Below are 24,513 nucleotides of genomic sequence, written 5' to 3'. Positions count from 1 at the left end.
TAGCGATATGAAATGCTTACCACATTAAATCATCAGGAATTACATAAGCTGCATATGGATCTTCTTCATCCGTGGTTTGTTCATTGACTTCAGAATTATTCACAATAATAAAGCCTTCCATTTTCGCATTAATACGGTCGGCTAATTCTTTTGGTAAAAAAGCATAGTTGCTATTTTCACGTGCAATAACAAGACTGCCAGCAACCAGGGCATTATAAATTTGCTGATTGATATAAAGCTTTTTAATCTTGGCATCATCGATAAATTGATAGGTCGATTCGCCATCGGTATCACGAATTTTATGCTGATTAATCATTTGCATGATGGCAGCTTTTAATTCTTTTTCTTGCAAAACGGCTTTACGATCTTGCTCTAAAGCATGATCTTTGGCCATTTTCTGCTGCTGATCTTGCTCAATTTTCGCCTTGATTTCAGCATCTTTACTTTCACCAGTACGTTTTTCATGTACGGCTTGTTTAGACAATTTTTTTGCCTTTTTATTATCGACCAGACCTGCTTTAAGCAGTTGCGCCTGTAATGCATTTTTAACCATAGTACGTTCCAACTAATCGTGTATATGTCGATAATGAAAATAGATGATCCAATATACTGCGCTCATAACTACACTGAGTGCGGCAGGAATTAGGAATGCGTTTAATTTTAAATAAGGATAAAGCCAACTGGCAAGTATGCCACCAACGATAAATCCCGCCAAAATTAATAAATGTAAGACCACACGTTTCGACTCAACCGGAAGTCCACGGGCTTTATAACCCAAAGCCAAACCTAAGTCCGTCAAAATACCAGAAAGGTGTGTGGTACGAATAATGGTACCTTTATAGTGGCTAACCATTGCATTTTGTACACCCATCGCCACACATGCCCAAAGCAAAGCGTAACGTGGAAAATAGGGCAATAGTAGCCAACACAGGACAATAAAAAAAGCCACCAAGCTTAATGGGACGCCATAACGTCTGGTTAAGCTAAAGTGACTATTTCCAAGAATAAGCCCACTATAAAATGAGCCAATCACATAACAGAGTAAGACTAAAATCAAATAAATAATCGTATTTGGCTGCCATGCAATGAAGGCCATGGCTAACATACTGACATTACCCGTCATGTGAGATACCGACTGGTGCAAGATCGTCACCAGGCCGAGTACATTAATCATTCCTGCATTCACTGCGAGAAAAAAAGCACCCAGTTGTATCCAAAGCGGTAAAGTCTGAAAAGGCATGGCCTCGCCTTAAAAAGTATCCAATATCAGGATATTATCTTAAACCACGGTCTACTGCAGCTGTAAATAATACGTCAGTCGAAGAGTTTAAAGCGGTTTCAGTTGAATCTTGAAGTACGCTAATAACCATACCAATGGCTACAACTTGCATCGCGATATCACTTGAAATACCAAACAGGCCACAAGCCACTGGAATAAGCAGCAATGAACCACCAGCAACACCTGAAGCACCACATGCAGAAACGGTAGCAACGACTGATAAAATCAACATTGTGCTGAAATCAACAGAAATGCCCAAAGTATGAACTGCTGCTAGTGTGAGGACTGTAATTGTGACCGATGCACCTGCCATATTGACAGTTGCACCTAAAGGAATTGCTACGCTTGCAGTTGACTCTGGTACACCAAGACGCTTCGCAAGGTCAAGGTTTACAGGAATGTTTGCAGCAGAACTACGCGTAAAGAATGCAGTGATACCACTTTCACGTAAACATTGGAAAACCAATGGGAACGGATTTGAGCGGGTCATAAATGCCACCATTAGTGGATTGATGACCAAGGCAACAAAGAACATGGTACCGAGTAATACCGCAAGTAAGTGCGCATAACTAACAAGCGTTTTTAGACCTGAGTCGGCAAATGTAACAGCAACCAAACCGAAGATACCAATAGGTGCAAAGTTAATCACTAAACGGATCACTTTATTCACTGCATCAGCAGCGTCAGATAAAAAGACTTTGGTGTTCTCTGATGCATGACGAAATGCAATACCTAAGGCAACAGCCCAAGCCAAAATACCAATGAAATTTGCTTCAGAAATTGCTGTAACAGGGTTTGCGACAAAACTTAATAATAAGTTTTTCAATATTTCAGCAAGACTGCCTGGCGGCACAAGGTTTTCTGCAGCAACATCAAGAATTAATGTACTAGGGAATAAAAGGCTTGCTACTACTGAACTTAAAGCAGCAAGGAACATACCAATAGCGTACATCAACATAATCGGTTTAATGTAAGAATTACTGCTACCCACTTTGAAATTTGCAATGGATGACAGTACAAGTACAAAGACCAGTATCGGTGCTACGGATTTCAATGCCTTAATGAATAAATCACCAAGCAAACTTAAATAGGGTGCAACGCCCGGAGCCACAACAGCAACCAATACACCTAAAATAATGGCGATAATAATTCGGGTTACTAAACTCAAGCGTGTAAATGCTGAAAACATAGGAGAGCCTTGTCAGAATTACAATGACAAAATGATGAAAATTAGTGCTGTATTTTATACGAAAATATAGAATGCTTATAAAATAATTTTATTTAAAAATAAATCTTTGTTTTTTATAATCTATTTTTGTGTATTAAAATGTAAGCCTTTCAAAACTCACTGTTTATCAAATTTGGTTTGATTAAACAGTGAGCGAATACACCTTTAAATTTGGTATTCAGAACTGGCTGTAGCAAGCTCTGTCATGGCTTGATAATGGGTGAGAAAAATTTGACCACTCAAATGAGTGAGTAATTTTGAGTGCTGCAATTTATCCATGACAGGACCTTTGACTTCAGAAAAATGCAGTCGAATATCTAATTTTGATAATTCAGCATTTAACTCTTCCAACATTTCTAAGGCACTTAAGTCAATTGAACTGACGCTTGAGCAATTGATAACAACATGCTCTAGGTCAATATTTTGACTGACTTCATTGATCAGGAAACCTTTAAGCGTATTGGCATTTAAAAACGAGATATTTTCATCTATACGGAGCGAGAGTATATGTGGTGCGGTATAGACATGATGACGCTGTACATTACGGAAATGCTGTGTGCCCTCAACCAAGCCGATCACCGCAATATGTGGCCGACTAATACGCCATAACAACAGAATAAAGGTAGAAATGATGCCAATAATGAGACCCGTAGAAATATCGATACACACCACACCGAAAAAGGTCACCCACATCGCAATACCATCAGCTTTTGAATAACGCCATGTATCCACAAAAGGTTTAAAGTCGACTAATTTCCAAATAGAAACAATAATTGTGGCCGCCAAGATGACTAAAGGTAAGTCTTGGAAAAAACCAGTGAAGTAAAGACTGACAACGATAATCAGCAATGACGACAACACGCCAGCCATCGGGGTTTTTGCACCTGCATCTGCATTAACAACTGTACGCGATAAGCTACCTGTCACAGGAAAGGCAGAGCTAACCCCAGCGCTTAGATTGGCTAAACCTAAAGCGATCAACTCTTGGTTACTATTGAGTTGGCTGCGTTGTTGTAAGGCAGTGGCTTGGGCAATAGACAGTGACTCAACAAAACTGATCATGGCAATCATTGTTGCACCGGGCAGTAAGGTTTGTACCAGTTCCCAGTTCCAATGTGGAAAGCTTAAGGGTGGAAATCCTGAAGGAATTTCACCGACGGTTTTAATGCCGACATTTTGCAGGTCAAATAACATCACCGATGCAATTGAGATCACCACTAGTATCAATGGAAGTGCTTTACTTAGAAAGGCAGTAGAGCCGAATCGAGATTGGATCGATTGAGTGGCCAACATTTTTGGTACATAGATTAAAAACAGTATGGCCAGCACACCAAAGATGAGTGAAGCAAAGTGAGTTAAACTCAGGTATTCCCACAGACTTAAAACAAACTCAGGGATGTTGTTGGCTTTTAGCGGGACATCGACGAGAAACTTAAACTGACCTAGTGCAATGAGCAGAGCCGAAGCAATAATGAAGCTTTTAATTACTGGATGACTGATCAACTGAATTAAAAAACCGAAACGTAATACACCTAGCAGCAGAGAAATCAGCCCGACCATTAAGGCCAAAAGTGTCGCTGCTTCAATATAAACAGGCGAACCGACTTCAAACAGCGGATTGAGCGTGGCGAAGGTCATCATCGAAATGATTGCCACAGGGCCTATAGATAAGGTTGAACTTCCACCAATGAGGGCGTAGACAATCATCGGTAAAATACTAGCATATAAACCCATGATTGGGGGTAAACCTGCCAGCATGGAATACGCCATACCTTGAGGGACTAACATGGCAATAACGATCAGCGAAGCAAGTACATCAGATTTAAATTTCACAGTGCTGTAGTGCTGTAACCACTGCCAAGCAGGAAATTTCTGTAAGAAATGAGGTTTTAAATCTGACATAAACTTATCTAAATCACAATTTCATATATATTATGCATAAAAAATGCTAAGAAGTCTTGTGCAATAAATTTTGACCGTACAATATTGCAGGAAATTTAAGGGGATATTTAAGAAGCCATCATTTTAAATGAATTAATGAAAAGGATAAGCTGTTTTAAAGCTTAGGATATTCGAAATAATTATTGATATTTAAAAGAAGTCTGGAGGGTAAATTAAGGTATTGAATTGCTGTCCATTGCGATAATTCATCTATAGTGGTGCAAGAACAGCATGTCTGGCTTGAAATTTTAAAATAACTGAGTGTTATTTATAAGATTGGTTGCAATACAATTGGTAAAGAGTATTGAGAACTTGAACTAAATTTGCATCTTTAATTGAATAATAAATTTGCTTTCCATCACGACGCGTGGTCACAACATCACTTTTGCGTAACATCATCAGTTGTTGTGAGAGGGTTGGCTGTTTAATATCAGTGATTTCTTCAATCTGAGACACATTCAATTCTTGCTGTGCTAGATGACATAAAATTAGTAGACGATCCGTATTTGCCAGCGACTTTAAAACGCCCACGACTAATTCGGCAGAATCACGCATAGTAGTGATTTCCAGATCGGTATTCATTGGATATGTCCATACGATTAACAACAGCTCAAGTATACGGATATCGCGGCTTAATACATTGAATAAATAAGACAATTTCTATGGTTTTTTATGAAATCAAATATCATTAATTTTTATAAGTTTAAATTTAGTTAATCAGTTAAATTTATTGCTTGATTTTAGTGCAAGCTTTCACAAAATGCACATAAATATAAGACATTAGCTTAAAAAATCATGCACACTTTGAAAATAATTGTATCATCTAAAGATCGTATTCAATAAATACACAAGGGATAAATAGTCATGACAACAGATTCAGCTTTTCCAGCAACGATTAATTTAGGTATCGCAGTATATAGTAATAACGCTGAAGCGATTGGTAATACACCTTTAGTTCGTATTAATCGTGCGATTCAGTCAGAAGCAACGGTCTTGGCTAAAGTTGAAAGCCGTAACCCAGCATTTTCAGTGAAATGTCGTGTAGGTGCAGCTCTCATTGCAGATGCAGAAGAAAAAGGTTTATTAAAACCGGGTATGCATATTGTAGAACCTACAAGTGGTAATACAGGGATTGCTTTGGCATTTGTTGCAGCTGCGAAAGGTTATGCAATTACATTAACCATGCCAGCAAGTATGAGTATCGAACGCCGTAAGGTGTTAAAATCTTTTGGTGCAAATCTCGTATTGACTGAACCTGCTAAAGGCATGAAAGGTGCAGTCGAAGAAGCACAGCGCCTCGTTGCCGAACATCCTGAAACGTATTATTTACCACAACAGTTTGAAAACCCTGCAAACCCTAAAATTCATGAATTGACCACTGGCCCAGAAATTTGGGAAGCAACTGGTGGTAAAGTGGATATTTTAGTATCGGGTGTAGGTACAGGTGGTACGATTTCTGGCATTTCAAGTTATTTTGAAAAAGTGAAAAATCAGCCACTTTATTCTGTTGCGGTTGAACCGGCTGAATCTCCGATTATTGCCCAAGCGAAAAAAGGCGAAACACTGACTCCTGGGCCACACAAAATTCAGGGGATTGGCGCTAACTTTATTCCGGGTAACTTAGATCTAGACCTTGTTGATGAAGTGATCGGTATTGAAAGTGCTGAAGCGATCGAGTGGGCACGTAAAACGGCTACTCACGACGGTATTTTAGTGGGTATCTCTAGTGGCGCGGCAATGGCTGCGGCGGCAAAACTTGCTGCACGTCCTGAGAATGCAGGCAAAACCATTGTGGTCATTTTACCGGATGGTGGTGAACGTTACCTTTCTTCCGTTTTATTTGAAGATATTAGTGCTGACTAATAGGTCTGACATGAAAAAAAGCCCATTCATTTGAATGGGCTTTTTTATTGATGATTTTGCTATTTGTACGTGTCTTAAGACGCGTCGTGATCATCGTTTTTGGGATTTTGTTGTTTAGTTTTTCGTTTAGGTGGTTCATGTCCTAACTTTCGAGCGATGTATTTAAACAGGAAGCCTAAGAGTATGCATATCGTGACAGCAGGGATAACCACTTGAGTGACCCAAACATCAATATGATCCCGACTCCAACTTAAAATTAAAAATAAAAAAGCACACAAATATGCGCAGTTAAAGCAAATGTTCGACAGTTTGTACATGCGAAAGAGAGTAATTCGTTTGGCGGTCACGAATCTCTATCTTACTGAATAATGAGGAAATGTGTAGTTTTAATATCAGAAAAATAAACTAATTGAATAATCATTATTCAATATTATTGATTATGTTTTTAAATCTTCGCAATTCTTTATACCTTAAAGAAAAGCCTTGCTGTGAGTCAGAAAAACTTGACCTTCCCATTGTGGTAAAGTTTAAGCTATAGCCTAAAACAAGCACATATGATTGGGATGTTGCCATGACAGATTCGACAGAACGCAAACTTTTTGATGGCATACTTGCTATTGAAGGGATGACCTGTGCTTCTTGTGTGGCACGGGTGGAAAAAGCCTTAAAAAAAGTCGATGGCATCACTGATGCTCAAGTGAATTTAGCCACTGAAACAGCACATGTTCAGAGTGATAAAAATGTGGATTATTCTGCTGTAATTCAGGCCGTTGCAAAGGCAGGTTTTGGCGTTGCACAAAAGCAGATTGAACTTGAAATTGAAGGAATGACTTGCGCATCGTGTGTTGCACGTGTTGAAAAAGCCTTAAAGACAGTTCCAGAAGTCATCGATGCAAAAGTGAATTTGGCAACTGAAAAAGCCACAATTACGGCATTGGCATCTGTTGAAAATTCTGCATTGGCGAAGTCCGTAGAAAAAGCAGGTTTTCATATTGCACAGCCCAATATTGAATTAAATATTGACGGTATGACCTGTGCTTCATGTGTAGCACGGGTTGAAAAAGCCTTAAACGCTGTAGACGGTGTCAGTAAAGCAACGGTAAATTTAGCCAGTGAAAAAGCCTTTGTTCAGGCGCCAGTTTCAAAAACACAAGAATTGATCGCGGCAGTAAAAAAAGCGGGATACAATGCGACCGTTGCTACGCAGCAACAACCGACAATGGCAGAAAAAAAAGCCGACGAAGCTCGGTTACTCAAACGTGATTTAATCATCGCATTGGTACTCGCTGTTCCTGTTTTTATCTTGGAGATGGGATCACACATGATTCCAGCTTTTCATCATTTTATTGCACATAATTTAGGGACACAAAATAGTTGGTATATTCAGTTTATATTAACTACTTTGGTGTTAATCCTACCCGGAAGACGCTTTTATCAGCATGGCATACCAGCACTTGCGCGACTTGCCCCAGATATGAATTCTTTGGTCGCAGTCGGGACTTTATCTGCTTATAGTTTTTCTTGTGTTGCCACGTTTGCTCCGCAATTATTACCGCAAGGTACCGTTCATGTGTACTTTGAAGCAGCCGCAGTAATTGTGGCGTTGATTCTGTTGGGTCGTTTTATGGAGGCGAAAGCCAAAGGTAAAACATCGCAAGCTATTCAATACTTAGTCGGCATGCAACCCAAAACAGCACGTGTAGAGCAATCTGGTACCTTTATAGATTTGCCGATTAGTGATGTTGAAACAGGTATGTTGATTGAAATACGGCCTGGTGAACGTTGCCCAGTCGATGGTGCTGTAGTGTCTGGGAACAGTTATATTGATGAATCCATGATCAGTGGAGAGCCGATTCCTGTCGAGAAAAAAGCCGGTGATCAAGTTGTCGGTGGAACCATTAACCAAAATGGGGCATTGAAAATACAAGCCACTGCGGTGGGTCAAGATTCTGTTTTGGCACAAATTATCCATATGGTCGAACAGGCTCAGGGTTCAAAATTACCAATTCAAGCTTTGGTGGATAAAGTCACTTTATGGTTTGTACCAGTGGTGATGGCGTTGGCCTTGATCACCTTTTTAGTTTGGTATGTTGTAGGACCTGAACCGAGTTTAACCTATGCTTTAGTCAATGCTGTAGCAGTACTGATCATCGCATGCCCATGTGCAATGGGTTTGGCAACGCCAACATCTATCATGGTCGGTACAGGGCGTGGTGCAGAACTTGGAGTTTTATTCCGTAAAGGTGAAGCCTTACAACAACTCAAAAATACACAAGTGGTTGCAGTTGATAAAACAGGGACTTTGACGGAAGGTAAACCGAAACTGACTGATTTTGAAGTCACTGAAGCTTTTGATAAAGATCGCGTATTTCAGTTATTGGCCTCTGTAGAGCAGAAATCTGAACATCCGATTGCCTATGCCATTGTACAAGCTGCGAAAGAGATGCAAGTGCAACTTTTAGAAGTTGAACAGTTTGATTCCGTGACTGGTGCTGGGATTCAGGCGGTTGTTGAAGGACAAAGCATTTATATTGGTGCAGATCATTTGATGCATAAACTTGGTTTAGAAACACAAATCTTTTCAGCACTGGCAGAACGCATGGGCAATGAAGGGAAAACCCCGCTATATGTATCGATCGATCAACAGCTTGCTGCCATTGTTGCTGTAGCCGACCCGATCAAAGCTACAACCTTCGCAGCCATTCAAGCTTTGCATGATTTAGGGCTGAAAGTGGCCATGATTACAGGCGACAACCGACATACTGCTTCTGCCATAGCACGACAGTTGAAAATTGATCATGTGATTGCTGAAGTGATGCCAGATCAAAAAGTGCAATCTGTACAACAGTTGCAAAAAGAACATGGTGTTGTATGTTTTGTTGGCGATGGTATTAATGATGCGCCTGCACTTGCGCAAGCAGATGTGGGCATGGCGATTGGTACAGGGACAGATGTGGCGATAGAGGCCGCGGACGTTGTGCTTATGTCGGGTAATTTACAAATGGTACCGACAGCAATCGCACTGAGTACTGCGACGATGAATAATATTCGCCAAAATCTATTTTGGGCATTTATTTACAATGCAGCATTGATTCCTGTCGCTGCAGGTGTGTTATATCCATTCTTTGGCATACTGCTTTCACCTATGTTCGCAGCAGGTGCAATGGCACTTTCATCGGTGTTTGTTGTGTCAAATGCCTTGCGTTTAAAAGCATTTAAAGGGCCAGTTTTTCAGGAGTCTTGAGATGAATATTGGACAAGCAGCGAAAGCTTCGGGCATTTCTGCAAAAATGATCCGTTATTATGAATCGATTGGGCTGTTAAATAATGCGCAGCGCACCGATGCAGGTTATCGAATTTATTCAGAAACCGATATTAAAACCTTGAGTTTCTTGAGACATGCGCGTGATTTAGGTTTTTCTTCTGAACAAATGAAAGATTTACTTGGGCTTTGGAAAAATCAAAGTCGGCAAAGTGTAGAAGTTAAAGCATTGGCGTTAAAACATATCCAGACCTTAAATCAAAAAATCGCAGACTTACAGGCCATGGTTGAGATCTTGCAACAGTCTGTCGATGGTTGTGCCGGTAATGATCAAGCCGATTGTACGATTTTAAATCAAATCGAAACGGGCATGGCTGAGTGTTGTCATACATCGAAGAATTAAACTCGCTTGACCTTACAATCGTGGCAAGGTTTATAGTGTTGTTATTAGAAAAGAAGGATGAACAGCATGAAATTTCGTATTGATAATATGACATGTGGTGGTTGCGCACGTAGCGTGACAGCAACGATTAAAGACTTAGATGAAAATGCAACGGTTACTATTGATGTAGCAACAAAATTAGTTGATGTTGAATCTAGTGCCAGTGCAGAACAATTGATTAGCGCTTTAACCGAAGATGGTTTCCCACCTGTGATTGCATAACTTAGATATTGTGCAATATATAAAAAAGCCGAACAGTTGTTCGGCTTTTTTATTTCTCAATCAATTTTATACGGCTGAAATTTTATCTGGCGTCATCAGCGCCTGATTAATATATAGCTTGATTAAACGCTCACGAGAACCGATAGATTTTTGATAATGCGTCGAATTGAGGAGTAGGGACGCACCATAAGTGACCGTCCAAATATAGGATAAATAATCACGAATCGACATTGCGCTTTCAAGTGATTTTAGATAATCACTGGTCATATCCTTAATTTCAATAATACGTTCTTCACGGACACGATAGAGCTCTTCAAATAACTCTTTTAATTTACGTTCATTATTGGTTAGACGTTCTTCAATGACATGTAATAATATAGTTCGATTAGAATTCAACATATTATAAAGCATATATTGTGAAACATAAGTTTTAATATCATGATTATATTTTTTTGAAATTTCTAATAATCGTTTTTCATTTAAGATAATCAGTTCTAAATATAATTGGTTTTTACTTTTAAAATGTTTATAAATCGTGCCTTTGGCAATATCTAGTTCACAAGCTAACTCACTTAAGGTGATGTCTTGATTATTATCTAATAGCAGGGTTTCTGCCATGGCTAAAATTTTTTCCTTGCGAAGGATAAAATTTTGTTGGCGTACTGAACTCATGATACCTGTTCCATAAACAGCTTGAGGGTGAACAAGCCTAGCTTAAGCTAAATCTTGTGAATCTTACATTCCACTATGGTCTCAAATATTACATAAATTGGTTTAAAAATAAACACATTAGTAGAGTGCGTAAAGCATATAGAATTCATAGCATAAAATTAATGTCAATAAAACTGAACCCTTGAGGTCATTTTTTTGAAATAAAATTCCATTTTTATTTTTTTTAATTTATTGTCTTTTCGCTTTTACAACAAAAGCAGCATTTAACAAAACGGTCTTGGTTGTTATGTTATTAATACAACCTAAATTAAACATGATTATGGGTACTATTATGTTTGGTTTTAATCAATTACCAATTATAAATTTAGTCAACTCAATAAATTTATTTAAGTGTAATAAAATAATGCTGCTCAAAATATCAGGTGGTTATTTTTCACTTGTCGGTAAAAACACATTATCTATATTCTTTTTAGATATCTATCTGAAAAAACAGATCTTTAAAAAAATCCACACAAAATTGATTTGATGATTTTGTGCGGGAGCGTGCAACTTTAAAAAAGTACTTTGTCAAAGACGCTGACAAAGCCTGTAGAAAAGGAAAGTACAATGCCAATATACAATGCGCCGTTAAAGGACATGGACTTCATCTTAAATGATGTATTCAATGCAGATGAGTTCTGGCAGTCAAATGAAAACTTAGCTCATATTGATATGGCGACTGCAAATGCTATTTTAGAAGAAATGGCTAAGTTTTCTAAAAACGTTATTCTAGACTTGAACCGTACAGCCGATGAAGAAGGTGGTGCGCAGTTTAGTAATGGTGTTGTTACTACGCCTACAGGGTTTAAAGACGCTTTTAAACAATTCGCCGAAGGTGGTTGGGTTGGTTTAGGCGCTTCTGAAGAATGGGGCGGCCAAAACATGCCGAAAATGTTGACGGTACTTGCTGACGAAATGATTTGGAGTACCAATCCATCATTTATGTTGTATCCACTACTGACTGTGGGTGCAGGTATGGCGATTAATGACCGTGCTTCGCAAGAGCAAAAAGAAACCTATCTTCCAAAATTTTATACGGGTGAATGGTCAGGCACTATGTGTTTAACTGAACCACATTCAGGGACTGATTTGGGGATCATTAAAACCAAAGCAGAGCCGAATGAAGATGGTTCATTTAACATTACAGGCACGAAAATTTTCATCACCAGTGGTGAACATGATCTGTGTGAAAACATCATCCATCTTGTGTTAGCAAAAACGCCAAATGCACCTGCGGGTTCACGTGGTATTTCATTGTTTATCGTTCCAAAATTCCATGTCAATGCCGATGGCTCAGTCGGTGAACGCAATGCTGTTTCAGCGGGTTCAATTGAACACAAGATGGGTATTAAAGGTTCTGCAACGTGTGTCATGAACTTTGATGGCGCCAAAGGTTATATCGTTGGTAAAGAAAACGAAGGTCTTGCGGCGATGTTTGTCATGATGAACTATGAACGTTTATCGATGGGTATCCAAGGGATTGGTGCTGCAGAATTTGCTTACCAAAATGCTGCACAGTATGCGACTGATCGTCTACAAGGTCGTTCTGCGACAGGTGTGAAATCTCCTGAAAAACCAGCAGACTCTATTTTGGTACATGGTGATGTACGTCGTATGTTGTTGAATGTACGCGCCAACAACGAAGCATCTCGTGCATTTGCTGTGTATGTTGGTCAGCAACTGGATATTACAAAATATTCAACTGATGAAGCTGCTGTGAAAAAAGCCAATGACCGCGTGGCTTTATTGACACCTATTGCAAAAGCCTACCTAACAGATACAGCCCTACAAGCTACTTTAGAAGCGCAAATGTGCTTTGGTGGTCATGGCTATATCCGTGAATGGGGTATGGAGCAATGCATTCGTGACTTACGTATTTCACAGATTTACGAAGGCACAAATGGCGTACAAGCGATTGATTTAATTGGACGCAAAACTACGAAATGTAATGGTGCATTTATTGCCGATTACATTGCTGAAATTCGTGACTTTGCTGCAACCATGGCTGATTCAAAAGTTAAATCTGCAGCATTGCAAGTTTCTGACGAAGTTGAAGCATTAACGCAATTCATTATTGAACAATCTAAGACCACCCCAGACTTTAGCAGTTCGGTGGCAGTCGATTACCTGCACGCTGTTGGTTTACTCAGCTTTGTGTATATGTTTGCGCGTATTAGCAAAGCTGCTGCTGCAAAACCAGAGAGCTTCTTCCAAAACAAACTGGTACTCGCAGATTTCTATGTTGAGAAAGTTCTACCTGACCTTGCTGCCCGTGCTCAACGCATTAAAGCAGGTTCTGAACTTATCATGCAGCTATCTGAAGAATACTTCACCGCTCAATCTTAAGGTTTCATCGAAACCACTGTGAAAAACATTAAGATGGAAAATCTGAGGAACCAGTCATGGTTCCTTGGGGTTAAAAGATTTAAAACAGGATGAAATAAGAAATGATTGTAATTGTAGATGGCGTACGTACAGCGATGGGTGGTTTTCAGGGTTCACTTTCATCTTGTACAGCCCCAGACTTAGGTGCTGCAGCGATTCAGGCTGTTGTTGCACGTGCAGGTTTAGAACCTACAGATATTGACGAAGTTATTTTTGGCTGTGTATTACCGGCTGGTCTTAAACAAGGTCCTGCACGCCAAGCGATGCGTCAAGCAGGCTTACCAGATACAACGGGTGCCACCACGATTAATAAAATTTGTGGTTCAGGCATGAAGGCGGTGATGCAAGCAGCTGATGCGATTAAAGCCGGTTCTGCTAATATTGTGGTTGCTGGTGGTATGGAGTCGATGTCAAATGCGCCATATTTACTTGAAAAAGCGCGTTCAGGCTATCGTATGGGTCATGGTAAAACCACAGATCACATGTTCCAAGAAGGCTTAGAAGATGCTGAGACAGGTTTATCGATGGGTATTCTGGCACAAGATATGGCAGATAAAAAAGGCTATACCCGTGAACAGCAAGATGCTTTTGCCATCAACTCACTCAATAAAGCCGTTGCCGCGATTCAAGGCGGTTTCTTCAAAAATGAAATCGTGCCAGTTACTGTTAAAAGCCGTAAAGGTGACGTCGTTGTTGACACAGATGAACAGCCATTAAGTGCTAAGCCTGAAAAAATCCCAACACTGCGTCCTGCATTCAAAAAAGACGGCACGATCACAGCTGCCAATGCCAGCTCAATTTCTGACGGTGCATCTGCTTTGGTGGTTACATCAGAAGAAACGGCTCAAGCACGTGGTTTAAAACCACTAGCAAAAGTCGTTGCTTATGCCACAAATTCACAGCATCCGTCAGAGTTCACGATTGCTCCAGTCGGTGCTATTGAGAAAGTGCTTGCACAAGCGGGTTGGGATGCACAAGAGGTTGACCTGTGGGAAGTCAATGAAGCATTTGCTATGGTTACAATGCTGGCGATTGATGGATTTAACTTAGATGAAGCAAAAGTGAACATTCATGGTGGTGCTTGCTCACTTGGTCACCCACTAGGTTCATCAGGTTCACGTATTATTGTGACGCTGATTCATGCCTTAAAACGCACTGGCGGTAAAAAAGGTGTCGCAGCACTGTGTATTGGTGGCGGTGAAGCAACTGCAATTGCGGTTGAACTGATTTAATTTGCCTCAATTTATATAAGTAAGCTTTTAGATAAGTACGTTTTTAGATAAGCAATAACAAACGCTATCTCAGTTCGCTGGGATGGCGAAAAAAGATGTTTATTTTGAGATATTTATTTTTTGAGATTTAATTATGAATGGTTTAGATCGCATTCGCTTACTCTCCCTTCGCGACAAAGTGATGTCTGCTGAAAAAGCGATTGAGTTAATTCAAGATGGTTCAGTGGTTGGTTTAAGTGGTTTTGGTGGTGCAGGTGAGGCAAAGACGGTTCCTTTGGCGCTTGCAGATCATGCAGTTTCACATCCTCTTCGTATCACTTTGGCAACGGGTGCTAGTTTAGGAAATAGTATCGATGGTCGTCTCAATGCGGCACATGCGATAGAACGTCGTTATCCGTATCAGGCAGATCCTGGTTTACGTAAAGCCATTAACGCTGGCGAGGTCATGTATATTGACCAACACTTGTCTGAAATGGCTGACAATATTCGTCATCATAATTTACCGCGCATTAATGTGGCCGTTATTGCAGCGACTGCAATTACCGAAGATGGTCAAATTATTCCGACAGGTTCATGTGGTAACTCAGCCAATTTCATTGAAATGGCAGATCATGTGATTATTGAAATTGATAATACGATTAACCCAGTGCTAGAAGGTGTACATGATATTTATGTGCCGAAAGCGCGACCAAACCGTGGGCCAATTCCACTGACTCAGGTCGGTGAACGTATCGGTACGATTGGGATCAATGTCAGCCCCGATAAGATTTCAGCTATTGTGTTGAATGATCTGCCAGATACCCAGTTTAAAATGGATGAACCTGATGCTGAAACCCTAGCGATTGCTCAGCATCTGATTGATTTCTTTGAAGGTGAAGTCGCAGCAGGGCGTTTGCCTGAAAATTTAGGCCCGCTACAGTCAGGTGTGGGTTCGATTGCCAACGCTGTATTTGCCGGTTTTGAGCATTCGAATTTTCATGATTTGGAAATGTATTCAGAAGTACTACAAGACTGTACTTTCCAGCTAATTGATTCTGGAAAAATGAAATTTGCTTCAGGCTGTTCAATGACGTTGTCTGAGCCTTGCGCACAGCGCGTGATGAACAATTTTGATCAGTACAAAGACAAAATTGTGTTACGTCCACAAGAGCTATCCAATAACCCTGAAATCATTCGACGTTTAGGCATTATCGCGATTAATACGGCGCTTGAGTTTGATATTTACGGAAACGTAAATTCGACCCATGTGACGGGTACCAAAATGATGAATGGTATTGGTGGTTCTGGAGACTTTACTCGTCATGCGCACATTGCCATTTTCGTAACCAAGTCGATTGCAAAAGGCGGTGCGATTTCATCTGTAGTCCCAATGGTGAGTCATACCGACCATACTGACCATGACGTTGATATCGTGGTTACAGAGCAGGGCTTGGCAGATTTACGTGGTCTTTCACCACGTGAGCGTGCACGTAAAGTCATTGAAATCTGTGCGCATCCAGATTATCGCGCAGCATTGTTGAGCTACTTTGAACGCGCATGTGAGCGTGGTGGTCAAACGCCGCATATTTTAAAAGAGGCTTTATCTTGGCATGCCACTTTTGAAGAAACTGGTTCAATGCGTCAAATCGTATAAATCTAAAGATTGAAAATTTTTAAATAAGCCCATGATCAAGTGGGCTTATTTTTTATGAAAGACTACAAATGTTTCAAAACATGACAAAAGAAAAACAGCAGCACTTGGTTTGAAACTTTTGCACAACACGAACGGTCTTAAGTTCTGTTCAAGGCTTTCTATAATGCAAAATTCATTGACAAAGAAGGTCAGTATTTTGAAAAAGATTCAATTTTTTTTTGCGATGTTGTTCGCAGTTCTCCTCACTGCATGTAAACAAAGTCCAGCGCCTGATTATGCTGGAACATGGCAAAATACCGCAGTAGATCCGCAACTTGAAAATGCGTTGATTATTAGTAAAAATGGTGAAAACTATTTCATTACCAATACTTTAAAAGATAAACAAAGTGGTAAATCTGAAAAGAAAAATCCTGTACCTGCATCTGTCGCTGAATCTGGTTTACTCGCTTTAAACTCTGGGACAGGTGCTGTTGAATTTGCAATTGACGAAAAAACTGGAAATTTAGTCGGATCTGGATCAATTTATAAAAAAGTAAAATAGATCAATTATCTATTGATGCAAAAATATCAAAAGCAGCCTCTAAATTGGGCTGCTTTTTTTAACTCTAAAGCGAATGATTGATTACTAGTCATTAGTTTAAGACAGAAGAGAAATCATGGATAAAGTAATCCGCTTTATTTTTGATTTGCTCAATTTCGTGCTCTGAATATGCGTCATACACGGCAACGACTTCAATGCCTGCGGCATTTGCGGCTTCTACACCAATGAGCGAATCTTCAAAAATTAAACATTCTTCAGGTTTTACTGCAAAATGTTCAATCGCCTGTAAATAGACTTCAGGATGCGGCTTAATATTTTTGACACTTTCACGGGTCAGGATCAGATCAAAAGTATTTTCAAAATGCAGCTTTGGATAAATGTTGATATTTTTTTGATATCGATAAATATTTTGCAAGCTGGTCGTGGTGGTAATTGCCACCTGAATACCTTGCTGAATGAGCTGTTGAACAAATAACGCTGCATGTGGTTTAAGCAAGATGATATGTTCTAAAAAATGCTGTGAAATGGCATATCGTTGCTGTTTGATTTGATCAGCCGTGTGTTGTTCAATTTTATAAGTATCTTTTAGATAGTTACAGTACATTAAGTAAGGGTCTGCGGTGTTTTTAAATAATTGCAGCTGAATGTCACGTTCACGTTGAATGAAATCCAATTGGATGGTTTGTCCAGTTAACTGTTGAATCAAATCTGCATCGACCTGATTCCACACGCCAACAGAATCGATAAGTGTGCCATCTAAATCAAAACAAACCAGTTTTTTTCCTTGAAGCATGTTGATATCCAAATTCGAGCTATGTCTATTATGCGGACTGATTGGAGTGTTGAAAAGCTGAACTCAACTGAGCAGGCTAAACTGGCGTTTCATCTGCAATAAAAGTAATATTTCGTTATTGGCTTTTTGTATAATTCAGCAGATGATGCACAGCATAACTTGCAATATTTAATTAGGGACTAAATCTTTCGTGTTTGAATTGGACTGTAAACTTCTTAGCATTTTTTTTCATGTTTATAAGTACAAAAATGTGTCGCAAGCTGCTGAACACTTGCAAATGAGTCAGCCTACAGTCAGTAATATTTTAAATAAAATACGACAGCATTATAACGACCCCTTATTTTTACGTATCGGCAATGAAATGGTGCCTACGGAGTTATCGCGTCAATTATTTCCTTTAGTCAGCGAAGCCTTGAGTAAAGTTGAAGCCATTAATAATTTTACGATTAATTTTGATCAAGCTATTTCAGATCAACAATTTACTTTGGCCATGACCGATGTTTCGCATTTGGTTTTATTGCCTAAAATCAGCCAATATCTAAAAAAACACGCGCCACAAATACGTCTGAATGTACGCCCGATTACCACTGAAACCAGTTATCAGATGGCGAATGGTGAAATTGATTTAGCACTGGGGTTTTTACCGCATTTGGAAAGCGGCTTTTATCAGCAAAAACTGTTTGAGCAATATTATGTGGTGATTGCAGCCAAGGACCATCCACGATTAACGGGTGACACCATTACAACTGAGCAATATTTATCAGAGTCGCACATTGATATTGATGCAGGGATGGGGCACTACCATATTGAAAATGAGCTGCTTAACCTTGATTTAAAACGTGATATTTTGATGCGTTTACCTAGTTATTTAGGTGTAGGCTTAGTCGTGCAAGACACTGATGCGATTGCTACTGTGCCGTATTACTTGAGTGAAGTATTGCTTTCGCGCGGCAACTTAAAAATATTTGACGCACCGATTGCATTTCCAACCTATGGCGTGAAGCAATATTGGCATATGTCTTGCCATCATAAAACCAGCCATCAATGGCTACGTCATATGTTCCATGAGATATTGGTAAAATAATTTTTATGCATTACATAAAGCCCAAAAATGATTTTGGGCTTTTTTTTTGCAATTTTTGCAGCAATTTTGTGCATGGGCTGCACCCGATTTGGTCATGCTATAGCTCAATACTATAAAAAAGTCTAATAAATAGCAGTATTACGTTTATATAAATTGGTAATACTAAATTGGCACAGCCTTTGCATTTCTACATACATCATAAAGTGATCTAGGGTTCCGATACATGAAGTTTCATGTAGGTCTGCGACCGAGAGTTCACGGCTTAAGTTGCAAGCTCAAGCTACACGGAGGGATAAAAGCCCGGGAGGTAAATAGTTAAGAATTAGGCAGAGGCTGCAATGAGCACAACACATTATCATGATGATAAAGCACTATGGACTGAACTTTTACCGGGTGGACACCACTGGTCAGCGCGTATTCAGCGTGGGGCAGTATTACAGCTTAAATCGCTAGGGCAAAATGCCAATGTGGCATTCTACTGTGTAAATAGTGAAGATAAGCTCGAACGGTATAACATGCCAGACAGCTTAAAAGGGCAACATACGGCATTTTTAAGCACTGGGCATATCCTTGCATCGGACCTTGGTCGCGCGATGATTTCCATTGTCAAAGATGACCACGGTTGGAATGATGCATTTTGTGCACCATGCAATGCACAGCAAATTGAACAACAATTTGGTTCAAAAACGTTTCAAGATGCACGTAATGATATGTACCGTAATGGCAAAGACAGCTTATTGCTTGAAATGACCAAGTTTGGTTTATCTGCAACCGACTTAAGTTCAACACTTAATCTCTTCTCTAAGGTTGCGCCTGATGATACAGGTAACTTGTCTTATATCGACTCCGATAACACCGATCAAATTATTGAACTGCGCTTTGAAATGGATTGTTTGGTCTTTTTATCTAGTGCACCACATGCTCTAGATAACAGCACGGAATATGCACCTGCGGATGTTCAATTGTCTTTATATAAAGCACTTCCTTTAGGCGACAGCGACGTTTGCCGTGATTCTTGCCCGCAAAATCAGCGTGCATTCCAAAATAATAACCGCTACTACGCTTTAACTGCTTAAGGGGAATGATCATGACTGCACTTGTCAACCTAGAAAAATCAGTGCTCAGTGAAGTATGTCCTGCCGGTGAAGCGTGGATGTGCGAGGTTAAGAAAGGGCAATATTTCCGTATTGTTGACCTTGAAGGCAACCAAGCGGTAGATACCTTGTTTATTTCTGCACAGAATCCTGAAGAGCGCTATAGCGCAACGGATACCTTAGCCATTAACCAACAGATTTATTTAGAAAAAGGTACAGAACTTTATACTAATTTCGGCAACAAAATTGCCACCATACATGACGACAACTGTGGCCGTCATGACACCTTAGGCGGTGCATGTTCATGTGAAAGCAACACTGTTCGCTATGCACATGACAAATTTCCAATGCACAGTTGCCGTAATAATTTCATGATTGCGTTGTCACAACATCCGATTGCAAAAAAACATGGCTTAAACGTGCGCCATATCGGCCCAAATATTAATTTCTTTATGAATGTTCCTGTGACAAGCGAGGGTCATTTAAAGTTTGATGATGGTATTTCTGCACCAGGTAAATATGTCGAAGTGAAAGCGGAAATGGATTTAATCGTCCTCATTTCCAATTGCCCACAACTGAATAACCCATGTAATGCCTATAACCCAACAAAAATTCAATTGATCATTCGTGAAGGCGAGGAGTAATACCATGTTCAATAAAGTCCTCATTGCCAACCGTGGTGCAATCGCTTGCCGTGTGATCCGTACACTGAAAAAATTAGGCATTCAGTCCGTTGCAGTGTATTCAGAAGCAGATCGTGATTCTTTGCATGTGACCTTAGCTGATGAAGCGGTATTTATTGGTGATAGTCCTGCCAGCCAAAGCTATTTAAATGTCGATAAAATTTTAGAAGTTGCAAAGCAAACAGGTGCAGAAGCGATTCATCCCGGCTATGGCTTCTTGTCTGAAAATGCAGAATTTTGTGATCTGTGTGAAGCGCAAGGCATTGTATTTTTAGGGCCAAATTCGGCGCAAATGAAATCCTTTGGCTTAAAACATACCGCGCGTCAACTCGCGATTCAAGCCAATGTACCACTTCTTCCGGGCAGTCAGCTTTTGGCAGATGAAGCTGAAGCACTGCTTGAAGCCAATCGTATTGGTTATCCTGTGATGCTGAAAAGTACCGCGGGCGGTGGCGGTATTGGTATGCGTTTGGTGTGGAGTGAAGAAGAGCTGAAAGATGCTTATTCTACAGTGTCATATCTTGCCCAAGCCAACTTTAAAGACGCAGGTTTATATTTAGAAAAATTCGTACAGAATGCCCGTCATATCGAAGTGCAGATTTTTGGTGATGGTAATGGCTTAGTCTTGGCACTTGGCGAGCGTGATTGTTCGGTACAACGTCGTAACCAAAAAGTCGTGGAAGAAACCCCAGCACCACATATCAATGATGAGCAACGTGCCTATATTCAATCTGTCGCGATTGGATTGATGAAGTCGGTGAGTTACCGTTCGGCAGGTACAGTTGAGTTTGTGATGGATACCGACACACAGGAATTCTATTTCTTAGAAGTGAATACCCGCCTGCAAGTTGAACATGGTGTGACAGAGCAAGTGTTTGGTGTAGACCTTGTGGAATGGATGGTGACTCTCGGTAGTGGGGATTGGATTGCACCAACAGCACAACTTGAATCGAAAGGTCATTCAATTCAAGTACGTTTATATGCAGAAGACCCAATTAAAAACTTCCAACCGAGTGCAGGGCTGTTGACCTATGTCGATTTTGATCCGCAGGCACGCAATGAAACTTGGGTAGAAACCGGTTCAAATGTCTCATCATTTTATGACCCGATGATTGCGAAAATCATTGTCACAGCGGATGATCGTGACTCTGCAATTGCTGCAATGACCGAAACACTCGCCAAAACATCGGTTGCAGGCATTGAAACTAATCTTGAATATCTACAAAATATTATCAACTGCGATGTATTTAAAGCCGGTACGCAAACCACACGATTCTTAAATACATTTGAGTGGAAAACCCAAAAAATTGAAGTGTTGCAATCAGGCATTCAAACTTCTGTGCAAGATGTCACAGGTCGTTTGGGCTATTGGGATGTGGGTGTGCCACCATCAGGTGCGATTGATCCGCTGTCACTTAATGTTGCGAATCAATTGTTAGGCAATGCATATAACACGGCAGGGCTTGAATGCACTTTGCAAGGCCCAAGTTTAAAATTCCACTGTGATAGCCAAATTGTATTGGCGGGTGGTGATATGCCATCAACGCTTGATGGTATGTCTGTACCAATGTGGCAAACCGTGAATGTGCGTAAAGGTCAGATTTTAAAATGTGGAAAAATCGCCACAGGTTGCCGTACCTATATCGGCATTAAAGGCGGTTTGAATGTACCTGAATATTTAGGCTCACAAGCAACCTTTACCCTTGGTCAGTTTGGTGGTCATGCTGGTCGTAATTTATTGATTGGAGATATGTTGCCAATCATGGCATTTACATCTGAACAAGTGACAGCGCTTGCGCCTGAACAAGTGCCAACGTTTAGTCATGAATGGGAAATTGCGGTGATGTACGGCCCGCATGGTGCACCAGACTTCTTTACTAAAAAAGACATTGATACCTTCTTTGCCAATACTTTTGAGATTCACTTTAACTCAAGCCGTACAGGTATTCGTTTGATTGGTCCAAAACCTGAATGGGCACGTGAGGATGGTGGTGAAGCCGGTTTGCATCCATCGAATATTCATGACAATGCTTATGCCATTGGTGCTATCGACTTTACGGGTGATATGCCGATTATTTTGGGTCCAGATGGTCCAAGTTTAGGAGGCTTTGTTTGTCCTGCCGTGGTGATTAATTCTGAGCTTTGGAAACTTGGTCAATTGAAAGCAGGAGACAAAGTCAGATTTATACCTGTGAGTTATCATCAAGCGAAACTTTTAAATGAAAAATATCATGCACAATTAGAAGCATCTGATACGCAGGCTGTAGCTTTTGACGAATCGTTCTATCCTGAACTTTCCACCTTAAAAAATGCGGTGCTTGACACTTTAAAAGGTCAGAATGGCTTGCCGGATGTGGTGTATCGTCCTGCTGGCAACAACTACATGTTGGTGGAATATGGTGAGTTGGTTTTAGATCTGAACTTACGTTTCCGTATTCATGCACTCATGCAATGGGTTGAAAAGCAAAATATCACAGGGATTATTGATCTCACACCGGGCATTCGTTCGTTACAAATCCATTTTGATTCGATCAAGCTTGATCAATTGGATTTATTGCGTTTGCTACAAATCGCTGAAGCTGAACTGCCTGATGTGACCCAAATGCAAGTACCGTCACGGACTGTGTATTTACCACTTGCTTGGGAGGATACACAAACCCAGCTAGCGACAGAGCGTTATATGCAAACCGTACGTCCAGATGCGCCATGGTGTCCTGACAATATTGAGTTTATCCGTCGTATTAATGGTTTAAAAGACAAACAAGCGGTCAAAGATGTGGTTTATGACGCGAGTTATTTGGTCATGGGTTTGGGCGATGTGTATTTAGGTGCACCTGTGGCAACACCATTAGATCCGCGTCAACGTTTAGTGACCACCAAATATAACCCTGCACGGACATGGACGCCTGAAAATGCTGTCGGTATTGGCGGTGCATATATGTGTGTCTATGGTATGGAAGGTCCGGGAGGCTATCAGTTCGTGGGTCGTACTACGCAAATGTGGTCTCGTTATCGTAAAAACCCTGACTTTGAGCAAGGTATGCCGTGGTTATTACGCTTCTTTGACCAAATTAAGTTTTATGAAGTGTCTGAAACTGAACTTATGCAAATGCGTGAGGACTTCAAAGCAGGTCGTTTAAAACTGCGTGTAGAAGAAGGTGTACTCAACCTAAAAGAATACAATGACTTCTTGACTGAAAATGCAGAATCAATCTCAGCATTTAAATCCATCCAACAAGCCAATTTTGATGAAGAACGTCGTCGTTGGCATGAAGCTGGGCTTGCAGAATATGTGTCTGAAAGTTTAGATGCTGTAACCGATGATAGTGATATTCAAATACCTGATGGTGGCTGTGCGGTAGAGTCTCACATGCCGGGCAGTATTTGGAAAATTGAATGTGCATCAGGTGATATTGTGGAAGAAGGTGCTACGCTTGCAGTGATTGAAGCAATGAAGATCGAGATTCCAATTATTGCACCTGAACGTATGCGTGTAGATGCGATTACCATTGAAAAAGGGCAAACGGTGAAAACGGGGCAAGTGTTGTTTACGTTAGCGCCAGTGTCTTAAAAAATCCTCCCTAACCCTCCTTTTTCAAAGGAGGGAATTTCCCCTCTTTATTAAAGATGGGTTAGGGGAGATTTAAGAATTACACTTTTCAATATGTTTGAAAATTCGGATGCATAGATCCTTTGCTTTTGGTGTCAGTTCCCAATCAGGATTTTCATCAAAATATTTGATGATTTCACGACAAAAATCTAGTTTATATTTAATGGTTCCTACACCTGTACCATCGGCAAAAGCAGTTTTTTCAGCAGAAGTTCTTGGATTTCGTATTTGATCATCCAATAATTTTCCTATGCCATAATCTTTATGATCAAAATAATCTAATGAATTAATTCCCTCTAGCTTTTCGATATTAAATCCTTGAGAGGTCTTCCAGAGGTGGATCAGGAAATTTGAACAACACTTATAAGTGATATTTTGCTCCCCAAATGATGTTATAAACATCAATATATGGAGTATTTTATGGCACGTAGACCAAGAAGAAATCATTCAAACGACTTTAAGGCTAAGGTAGCACTTGCTGCGATCAAAGCAGAAAAAACACTTGCTGAA

General features: G+C 40.2%; 19 protein-coding genes, 2 pseudogenes and 1 riboswitch. Of the genes and pseudogenes, 13 read left to right on the top strand and 8 right to left on the bottom strand.

Annotated elements, in window-relative coordinates; all coding sequences use genetic code 11:
* Positions 1–16 precede the first annotated feature (16 nt).
* The 5 genes from FTT77_RS07905 to FTT77_RS07885 all read right to left on the bottom strand — a co-directional run bounded on the left by FTT77_RS07905 (position 17) and on the right by FTT77_RS07885 (position 5,030).
* Positions 17–553 (bottom strand): DUF2058 domain-containing protein, encoded by a 537-nt coding sequence (locus tag FTT77_RS07905; RefSeq protein ID WP_168377529.1) that lies wholly within the window; start codon positions 551–553, stop codon positions 17–19.
* Between the two features lie 12 nt (positions 554–565).
* Positions 566–1,240, bottom strand: coding sequence for a YoaK family protein (locus FTT77_RS07900; protein WP_180109116.1), 675 nt, complete (start codon positions 1,238–1,240; stop codon positions 566–568).
* A 34-nt stretch (positions 1,241–1,274) separates the two neighbouring features.
* On the bottom strand, positions 1,275–2,468 hold the full coding sequence (gene sstT / locus FTT77_RS07895; RefSeq protein WP_180109115.1) for a serine/threonine transporter SstT: 1,194 nt from the start codon (positions 2,466–2,468) through the stop codon (positions 1,275–1,277).
* 204 nt (positions 2,469–2,672) lie between these two features.
* Positions 2,673–4,409 (bottom strand): SulP family inorganic anion transporter, encoded by a 1,737-nt coding sequence (locus FTT77_RS07890; protein WP_180065082.1) that lies wholly within the window; start codon positions 4,407–4,409, stop codon positions 2,673–2,675.
* 303 nt (positions 4,410–4,712) lie between these two features.
* On the bottom strand, positions 4,713–5,030 hold the full coding sequence (locus FTT77_RS07885) for a helix-turn-helix transcriptional regulator (protein WP_078193801.1): 318 nt from the start codon (positions 5,028–5,030) through the stop codon (positions 4,713–4,715).
* A gap of 282 nt (positions 5,031–5,312) precedes the next feature.
* On the opposite strand from FTT77_RS07885, the gene cysK reads away from it, so the two are divergent.
* The 5 genes and pseudogenes from cysK (at position 5,313) to FTT77_RS07865 (ending at position 10,237) form a co-directional block, all read left to right on the top strand.
* Positions 5,313–6,311, top strand: a complete 999-nt coding sequence (gene cysK, locus FTT77_RS07880; RefSeq protein ID WP_180109114.1) for a cysteine synthase A — start codon at positions 5,313–5,315, stop codon at positions 6,309–6,311.
* 571 nt (positions 6,312–6,882) lie between these two features.
* Positions 6,883–7,044, top strand: a pseudogene (locus FTT77_RS17595) (cation transporter); the annotation flags it as partial.
* A 72-nt stretch (positions 7,045–7,116) separates the two neighbouring features.
* A complete protein-coding gene (locus FTT77_RS07875; RefSeq protein ID WP_373686705.1) occupies positions 7,117–9,555 on the top strand; it encodes a copper-translocating P-type ATPase in 2,439 nt (812 codons plus the stop codon).
* Position 9,556: 1 nt separating this feature from the next.
* On the top strand, positions 9,557–9,976 hold the full coding sequence (gene cueR / locus FTT77_RS07870; RefSeq protein ID WP_180109112.1) for a Cu(I)-responsive transcriptional regulator: 420 nt from the start codon (positions 9,557–9,559) through the stop codon (positions 9,974–9,976).
* A gap of 66 nt (positions 9,977–10,042) precedes the next feature.
* Entirely contained in the window at positions 10,043–10,237 is a 195-nt protein-coding gene (locus tag FTT77_RS07865; RefSeq protein ID WP_078190942.1) for a heavy-metal-associated domain-containing protein, read from the top strand.
* A gap of 66 nt (positions 10,238–10,303) precedes the next feature.
* Here FTT77_RS07865 and FTT77_RS07860 read toward each other — a convergent pair whose 3' ends face one another.
* Positions 10,304–10,909, bottom strand: a complete 606-nt coding sequence (locus FTT77_RS07860) for a TetR/AcrR family transcriptional regulator (RefSeq protein ID WP_078190941.1) — start codon at positions 10,907–10,909, stop codon at positions 10,304–10,306.
* A gap of 606 nt (positions 10,910–11,515) precedes the next feature.
* Between FTT77_RS07860 and FTT77_RS07855 the strand changes: the two genes are divergently transcribed.
* From FTT77_RS07855 to FTT77_RS07840, 4 genes are all read left to right on the top strand, one after another.
* Positions 11,516–13,294 carry an acyl-CoA dehydrogenase C-terminal domain-containing protein gene (locus FTT77_RS07855; protein ID WP_180109111.1) on the top strand — a complete coding sequence of 593 codons (1,779 nt, stop codon included), beginning with the start codon at positions 11,516–11,518 and terminating at the stop codon, positions 13,292–13,294.
* 101 nt (positions 13,295–13,395) lie between these two features.
* Positions 13,396–14,565 (top strand): thiolase family protein, encoded by a 1,170-nt coding sequence (locus FTT77_RS07850; RefSeq protein WP_180008861.1) that lies wholly within the window; start codon positions 13,396–13,398, stop codon positions 14,563–14,565.
* Between the two features lie 133 nt (positions 14,566–14,698).
* Positions 14,699–16,198 carry a succinate CoA transferase gene (locus tag FTT77_RS07845; RefSeq protein WP_180008859.1) on the top strand — a complete coding sequence of 500 codons (1,500 nt, stop codon included), beginning with the start codon at positions 14,699–14,701 and terminating at the stop codon, positions 16,196–16,198.
* A 223-nt stretch (positions 16,199–16,421) separates the two neighbouring features.
* Positions 16,422–16,739, top strand: coding sequence for a hypothetical protein (locus FTT77_RS07840; RefSeq protein ID WP_180048939.1), 318 nt, complete (start codon positions 16,422–16,424; stop codon positions 16,737–16,739).
* 91 nt (positions 16,740–16,830) lie between these two features.
* Here FTT77_RS07840 and FTT77_RS07835 read toward each other — a convergent pair whose 3' ends face one another.
* Positions 16,831–17,532 carry an HAD family phosphatase gene (locus FTT77_RS07835; protein ID WP_180008858.1) on the bottom strand — a complete coding sequence of 234 codons (702 nt, stop codon included), beginning with the start codon at positions 17,530–17,532 and terminating at the stop codon, positions 16,831–16,833.
* Between the two features lie 190 nt (positions 17,533–17,722).
* Between FTT77_RS07835 and FTT77_RS07830 the strand changes: the two genes are divergently transcribed.
* The 4 genes from FTT77_RS07830 to uca all read left to right on the top strand — a co-directional run bounded on the left by FTT77_RS07830 (position 17,723) and on the right by uca (position 23,964).
* Positions 17,723–18,616, top strand: coding sequence for a LysR substrate-binding domain-containing protein (locus FTT77_RS07830; RefSeq protein ID WP_078190935.1), 894 nt, complete (start codon positions 17,723–17,725; stop codon positions 18,614–18,616).
* 197 nt (positions 18,617–18,813) lie between these two features.
* Positions 18,814–18,925, top strand: a riboswitch (guanidine-I (ykkC/yxkD leader).
* Between the two features lie 29 nt (positions 18,926–18,954).
* Positions 18,955–19,692: an urea amidolyase associated protein UAAP1 gene (locus FTT77_RS07825; protein ID WP_180008856.1), complete on the top strand. Its 738-nt coding sequence runs from the start codon at positions 18,955–18,957 to the stop codon at positions 19,690–19,692.
* 11 nt (positions 19,693–19,703) lie between these two features.
* Entirely contained in the window at positions 19,704–20,354 is a 651-nt protein-coding gene (locus FTT77_RS07820) for an urea amidolyase associated protein UAAP2 (RefSeq protein ID WP_180109110.1), read from the top strand.
* Between the two features lie 4 nt (positions 20,355–20,358).
* Complete coding sequence (gene uca, locus FTT77_RS07815) at positions 20,359–23,964, top strand: urea carboxylase (RefSeq protein ID WP_180109109.1); 3,606 nt, start codon at positions 20,359–20,361, stop codon at positions 23,962–23,964.
* 72 nt (positions 23,965–24,036) lie between these two features.
* On the opposite strand, the pseudogene FTT77_RS07810 reads toward uca, so the two are convergent.
* Positions 24,037–24,288, bottom strand: a pseudogene (locus FTT77_RS07810) (ATP-binding protein); the annotation flags it as partial.
* Positions 24,289–24,513 lie beyond the last annotated feature (225 nt).

It is taken from the genome of Acinetobacter sp. YH01010 (assembly GCF_013420775.1).
Lineage (GTDB): Bacteria > Pseudomonadota > Gammaproteobacteria > Pseudomonadales > Moraxellaceae > Acinetobacter > Acinetobacter amyesii.
The sequence above is the reverse complement of the archived record's forward strand: the minus strand, read 5'-3'. Positions and strand labels throughout refer to the sequence as shown.

Excerpts from the sequence above, each read along its gene's own strand:
- FTT77_RS07905 (WP_168377529.1), bottom strand. The coding sequence starts at position 553 with ATGGTTAAAAATGCATTACAGGCGCAACTGCTTAAAGCAGGTCTGGTC.
- FTT77_RS07900 (WP_180109116.1), bottom strand. The coding sequence starts at position 1,240 with ATGCCTTTTCAGACTTTACCGCTTTGGATACAACTGGGTGCTTTTTTT.
- sstT (WP_180109115.1), bottom strand. The coding sequence starts at position 2,468 with ATGTTTTCAGCATTTACACGCTTGAGTTTAGTAACCCGAATTATTATC.
- FTT77_RS07890 (WP_180065082.1), bottom strand. The coding sequence starts at position 4,409 with ATGTCAGATTTAAAACCTCATTTCTTACAGAAATTTCCTGCTTGGCAG.
- FTT77_RS07885 (WP_078193801.1), bottom strand. The coding sequence starts at position 5,030 with ATGAATACCGATCTGGAAATCACTACTATGCGTGATTCTGCCGAATTA.
- cysK (WP_180109114.1), top strand. The coding sequence starts at position 5,313 with ATGACAACAGATTCAGCTTTTCCAGCAACGATTAATTTAGGTATCGCA.
- cueR (WP_180109112.1), top strand. The coding sequence starts at position 9,557 with ATGAATATTGGACAAGCAGCGAAAGCTTCGGGCATTTCTGCAAAAATG.
- FTT77_RS07865 (WP_078190942.1), top strand. The coding sequence starts at position 10,043 with ATGAAATTTCGTATTGATAATATGACATGTGGTGGTTGCGCACGTAGC.
- FTT77_RS07860 (WP_078190941.1), bottom strand. The coding sequence starts at position 10,909 with ATGAGTTCAGTACGCCAACAAAATTTTATCCTTCGCAAGGAAAAAATT.
- FTT77_RS07855 (WP_180109111.1), top strand. The coding sequence starts at position 11,516 with ATGCCAATATACAATGCGCCGTTAAAGGACATGGACTTCATCTTAAAT.
- FTT77_RS07850 (WP_180008861.1), top strand. The coding sequence starts at position 13,396 with ATGATTGTAATTGTAGATGGCGTACGTACAGCGATGGGTGGTTTTCAG.
- FTT77_RS07845 (WP_180008859.1), top strand. The coding sequence starts at position 14,699 with ATGAATGGTTTAGATCGCATTCGCTTACTCTCCCTTCGCGACAAAGTG.
- FTT77_RS07840 (WP_180048939.1), top strand. The coding sequence starts at position 16,422 with ATGTTGTTCGCAGTTCTCCTCACTGCATGTAAACAAAGTCCAGCGCCT.
- FTT77_RS07835 (WP_180008858.1), bottom strand. The coding sequence starts at position 17,532 with ATGCTTCAAGGAAAAAAACTGGTTTGTTTTGATTTAGATGGCACACTT.
- FTT77_RS07825 (WP_180008856.1), top strand. The coding sequence starts at position 18,955 with ATGAGCACAACACATTATCATGATGATAAAGCACTATGGACTGAACTT.
- FTT77_RS07820 (WP_180109110.1), top strand. The coding sequence starts at position 19,704 with ATGACTGCACTTGTCAACCTAGAAAAATCAGTGCTCAGTGAAGTATGT.
- uca (WP_180109109.1), top strand. The coding sequence starts at position 20,359 with ATGTTCAATAAAGTCCTCATTGCCAACCGTGGTGCAATCGCTTGCCGT.